Raw genomic sequence first — 4336 nt, 5'->3', positions numbered from 1 at the left:
GTTTCAGTGCTGGCGGTGCTCATGAGGCCCGTTGACGCCTCCTGTCCGGCGGCCCTGACGCCCGCGCGCCAGGGGGGCTGGGAGGCCCGCCTGCCTACTTGTGGTACGGCTCACCCTTGAGGATGGTGAACGCCCGGTAGAGCTGCTCCACGAGCACCACGCGCGCGAGCCGGTGGGGCAGCGTCATCTTCGACAAGGACAGCGTCAGGTGGGCCTGGGCCCGCACGCTCTCGTCCAGGCCCTCGTCGCCGCCGATGACGAAGAGCAGGTCGCGCGAGCCCGTCTGGGCCTTGCCCACGTAGCGGCCCAGCTCCACCGAGTCGATGAGCGAGCCGCGCTCGTCCAGCGCCACCAGCCAGTCCTGCGGCTTGCGCCTGGCGAGGATGGCCTGGGCCTCCGCGGCCTTGGCGTCGCCGGGCTTGAGCTTCTTGCCGCTCGCCTCGGCGAGCTCCACCAGCTCGAAGCGGGTGTAGTGCCCCAGCCTGCGGGCATACTCCTGGACCGCCGGCTCGAAGAGGCCCGAGCGGTCCTTGCCGATGGAGAGCAGGCGGACCTTCAGGACACCTTCTCCCGGGCGGCGTCCGCCCAGAGACCCTCGAGGTCGTAGTGCGCGCGCAGGTCCGCGAGGAACAGGTGCGCCACCACCTCGCCGTAGTCGAGCAGCACCCACTGGCCCGTGTCCACGCCCTCGGTGCCCAGCGCGCGCTGGGGCGCGTCACCCTGCTTGAGCTGCACCTGGACGTTCTCCGCCATGGCGCTCACCTGGCGGTCGCTCTCGCCGGAGGCGATGACGATGTAGTCCGCGTACGACGTCATGCCCCGGACATCCAGGATGACGACGTCCAGCGCCTTCTTGTCGATGAGCAGCTGCGCCATGCGGCGCGCCAGGGCCTGCGCCTGGGGGTTCTCCGCGGGGCCCGACTTCTGCTGCGGGGCGGCTGGCAGCTTCGCCTTCTTCTTGGGCCGCAGCGGCGTCTTGCCCGTCGTCTTCTTGCGCGCCGGGGCCTTGGCCTTGGCGGGCGCCTTGCTCGCGGCGACCGTCCTGCCCGTCGCCGACTTCTTGGTGCGCGCCGGAGCCTTCTTGGCCGCGCTCTTCTTCCGGGGGGTCGTCTTCTTCTTCGTTGCCATGTGCGGCGCACCCTACCGCACCCTTGGCAACACGCCATGGGTCCTCTAAGGGTCCTGTCCATGAGCGACGCCCGGCTGGAACAGTTCAAGAAGATGGTGGCGGACTTCCCCGACTCCCCCATGAGCCACTTCTCCCTCGGCAAGCTGTACCTGGAGCGCAAGCAGTACGCCGAGGCCGCCGCCGCCCTGGAGCAGGCGGTGCGGCTGGATGGGACGTACGCTGCCGCCATGGTCTCCCTGGGGGACGCGCTGTCGGGCGCCGGGCAGTCGGAGCGCGCCCGCGAGGTGCTCACCCGGGCGAGGGAGCACGCGCTGGCCCAGGGACATCCGGGGCTCGCCGAGGAGATCGACGAGCGGATCTCCGACCTGGGCTGAGCCTCAGTCGCGCCAGGTGACGCCCACGCCGAACACCTGGCGGGAGTAGCTCAAGTCGTTGCGCGGCAGCCGCGTGCTCCACAGGCCCCAGGACAGCTCCAGGTCCACGCGCTCCGAGACGGGGCGCGCGAGCTTCAGGGACAGGGAGTTCTGCCCCTCGTCCTCCTCCACGAGGATGATTTCCGGCGACAGGTAGATGCCGTCCGGATAGCGCGTCACGCCCAGCGAGCCCTGCGCCAGCAGCGTCATCCGCCAGGGCAGCCGCACCCCGGCGTTCGCCGACACCCGGTGGCGCAGCACCGTCTCCCCGTAGCTGTTGGAGGAGACCTCCTGGTACGTGTAGCGCAGCCCCAGGGTCAGCGGCCCCCGGTAGTTGTAGCCGAAGCCCGCGGTGAGGGCGCCGTCCTCGCGCCGCCCCGGGGAGCTCTCCACGCCCGGACGCGGGCGCGCCAGCGGCCCGTAGCGGCGCGCGCCCCAGTCGCCGAAGACGGACAGGCTGTGGCGCCGGTCGAAGCGGTAGCGCCCCAGCACCCCCAGCTCCAGCCCGCCGAAGTTCGCCGTGGGGTCCGGCCGGTAGACGAACCTGCGCGCGCCCGCGCGCACCCGCAGCGCCAGCCGCACGTCCGGGGCGTACTCCGCGAAGGCGCTCGCGCCCAAATCCGAGTACGCGCGGGTGCCGCCCCGCCGGTCCTTCGCGTGCCCCTCCGCGCCCAGGCCGAACTCCGTGCCCAGCGCCAGCGAGGCCTCGAGCGCGCCGGCCTGGATGAGCGTGTCCTCGTCGGAGAAGCCCGCGTACTTGCGCGCGCCCAGCTCGTAGCGGCCGACGAGCTGCGTGCGCTCGAACGTCCCCTTCCCCTCGGCCGAGCCCAGCACGCTCAGCGCCGGGTCCACTCCGGGCGAAGGCGTGCTGCCGTCGGTGAAGTCGCGCGGGGCGTTGGTGTCCGCCAGCAGCCGCAGGGTGCCCTTGAGCGCGCCCTCCCACTCGGCCGCGGACGCGGGGCGGGCGGCGGCGAGCACCAGGAACACCAGGAGGGTAGGGCGGACGCGGGACACGACGCGGGGCACCATACCCGGCCTCGTGCCTGCACGCCCCACTCGCGGGAGGACGGGCCCGGCCGGTTGGCTGGCGACGGTGACGACACGGTTCGCGCCCGGTACATTGCTGGAATGCGCCCTGCCTCACTTCTCGCCGCGGCGGTCGGCCTCGGGCTGGCCGCCTGCGCCCAGTCGACGTTCATCACCGAGGTGAGGGGCGAGACGACCGTGCCCGCGAGCCTGCCGGGCGGCAGCACCGAGCTCAACGCCTTCCCCCCCATCAGCAGCTTCGCGGGGATGGACTTCGACCAGAACCAGGACTTCAAGAACCAGGGGCTCTCCAAGAGCGAGGCCACCTCCGTCCACGTCGACTCGCTCTCGCTGCAAATCCTCAGCCCCAACGACGTGGACTTCACCTTCCTGGACAACGTGGAGTTCTTCGTCCGCGCCGGAGACCGCGAGTCGCGCATCGCGTGGAAGAATGACCTCTCCCGCAACAGCCCGCGCGCGCCCAACCCCACGCTGCGGCTGGACCTGGCGGACGTGGAGCTGCAGCCCTTCGTCGCCGCGCCCACCATGAGCATCATCATCCGCGGCAAGGGCCGGACGCCCGAGCGCGAGGTGCGGCTGCGCGCGGTGGTGCGGCTCGAGGTCGAGTCCGGGCTGCTCTAGCCCGAGGGCCCTACTTCGTCAGCTCCTGCGCGCGGCGCTCCAGCGCGCCGGCCCGGCCATCCAGCTCCCCGGCCAGGGCCTCCAGGCGCCTGGCCTCGGCCTCCATCGCCGTGAGGTCCACCGGACCTCCGGCGGCCAGGTCCTGGGCGCGCACGCCGTCCACCAGGGGGCGGCGGTCCGTGGCGCGGACGGACATGGGCTCGGGGCGGCCCGTGGTGGGCGTCCCGGGGGTGTCCGGCATGGAGGGCTCCGGGGGCGCGCCCGTGCCCGGGTTGCCCGACATGGGCGGCGCGTCGCTGTCGCCGCTGGCCTCCTGGAACAGGCCACCGCCGCGGTCGCTGGGCTCCACCCGCAGGCTCCGGTCCGAGCTCATCCTGAGCCGCAGCCGCCGGTCCTGCTCGTCGAACATCGACTCCTCGCCCAGGAAGTCGCTCATCCGGCGGTCCAGGTCGCGCTCCTCGCGCGCCTCGGTGATTCGCGCGCGCATCAGCTTGAGCCGCTCGCGCACCTTGTCCTCGGCGTCGCGCAGGGTGTCCGCCTGCTCCAGCAGGTCCTCCGGGTCGTCGCCGCCCGTCGTCGTCCTGTCCAGCGTGGGCACCTTGGAGGCCGGCAGCGCCAGGCGGACCGAGTCGCGCTCGGTGCGCGTGGTGCGCATCACCTCCAGCAGCGTGGCGCGCTGGGCGCGGTCCGCCGTCTTGTCCCAGGCCGTCATCAGCCGCCCGAGCTCGTCCGACAGCGCCTGGTGCAGCGCCACGTGCGCGCGCTCCGACTCGCCCTCGGCCGTGGACACCGCCTGCGCCAGCTGGGTGAGCGAGCCGCTCAGCTCCTGCGAGCGCCTGAGCGCCGTCTCCAGCTCCGTGCCCGTGGTCAGCCGCCCCTGGGCACGGGCCTTCAGCGCCTCGATGCGCTCGGCCACGCCCTGCAGCTCGTCGCGCAGCGCCTGCTGCTGGGTCCTCAGCGCCCGCGCCTCCGTCCTCGCCACCTGCGCCCGCGCGCGCGCCGCCTCCAGGCCGGACGCGGCCCAGGCGGGCACGCCCACCAAGAGGCACAACGCGAGGACGAGGGAGCGGGGGTTCATCAACAGGCCCCCATGAGCAAGGCGGATGCCAGCCCCGCGGCGCCCCCG

At 73.0% G+C, this 4336-nt stretch carries 6 protein-coding genes; 2 read left to right on the top strand and 4 right to left on the bottom strand.

All coding sequences use genetic code 11. The features are described 5' to 3' along the window. Nucleotides 1–94: 94 nt before the first annotated feature. Complete coding sequence (locus tag FL311_RS41500; protein ID WP_141333140.1) at nucleotides 95–559, bottom strand: 23S rRNA (pseudouridine(1915)-N(3))-methyltransferase RlmH; 465 nt, start codon at nucleotides 557–559, stop codon at nucleotides 95–97. After that, entirely contained in the window at nucleotides 556–1128 is a 573-nt protein-coding gene (gene rsfS, locus FL311_RS44590; protein ID WP_194869603.1) for a ribosome silencing factor, read from the bottom strand. Before rsfS ends, FL311_RS41500 begins: the two co-directional genes overlap by 4 nt. 60 nt (nucleotides 1129–1188) lie before the next feature. On the opposite strand from rsfS, the gene FL311_RS41490 reads away from it, so the two are divergent. Beyond that, entirely contained in the window at nucleotides 1189–1503 is a 315-nt protein-coding gene (locus FL311_RS41490; RefSeq protein ID WP_174816602.1) for a tetratricopeptide repeat protein, read from the top strand. A 3-nt stretch (nucleotides 1504–1506) separates the two neighbouring features. Here the strand turns inward: FL311_RS41490 and FL311_RS41485 are convergent, their stop codons facing one another. Continuing rightward, complete coding sequence (locus tag FL311_RS41485; protein ID WP_141333138.1) at nucleotides 1507–2571, bottom strand: porin family protein; 1065 nt, start codon at nucleotides 2569–2571, stop codon at nucleotides 1507–1509. 99 nt (nucleotides 2572–2670) lie between these two features. Here FL311_RS41485 and FL311_RS41480 point away from each other — a divergent pair, with 99 nt between their 5' ends. Beyond that, entirely contained in the window at nucleotides 2671–3210 is a 540-nt protein-coding gene (locus FL311_RS41480) for a hypothetical protein (RefSeq protein WP_141333137.1), read from the top strand. 10 nt (nucleotides 3211–3220) lie between these two features. Here FL311_RS41480 and FL311_RS41475 read toward each other — a convergent pair. Continuing rightward, the coding region (locus FL311_RS41475; protein WP_368668619.1) for a hypothetical protein at nucleotides 3221–4336 on the bottom strand (1116 nt) is incomplete at its 5' end.

Origin of the sequence: Myxococcus sp. AB025B, from assembly GCF_006518215.1 — a bacterium.
GTDB lineage: Bacteria > Myxococcota > Myxococcia > Myxococcales > Myxococcaceae > Myxococcus > Myxococcus fulvus.
Note: the sequence above shows the minus strand (reverse complement) of the source record. Positions and strands in the feature narration are given on the sequence as shown.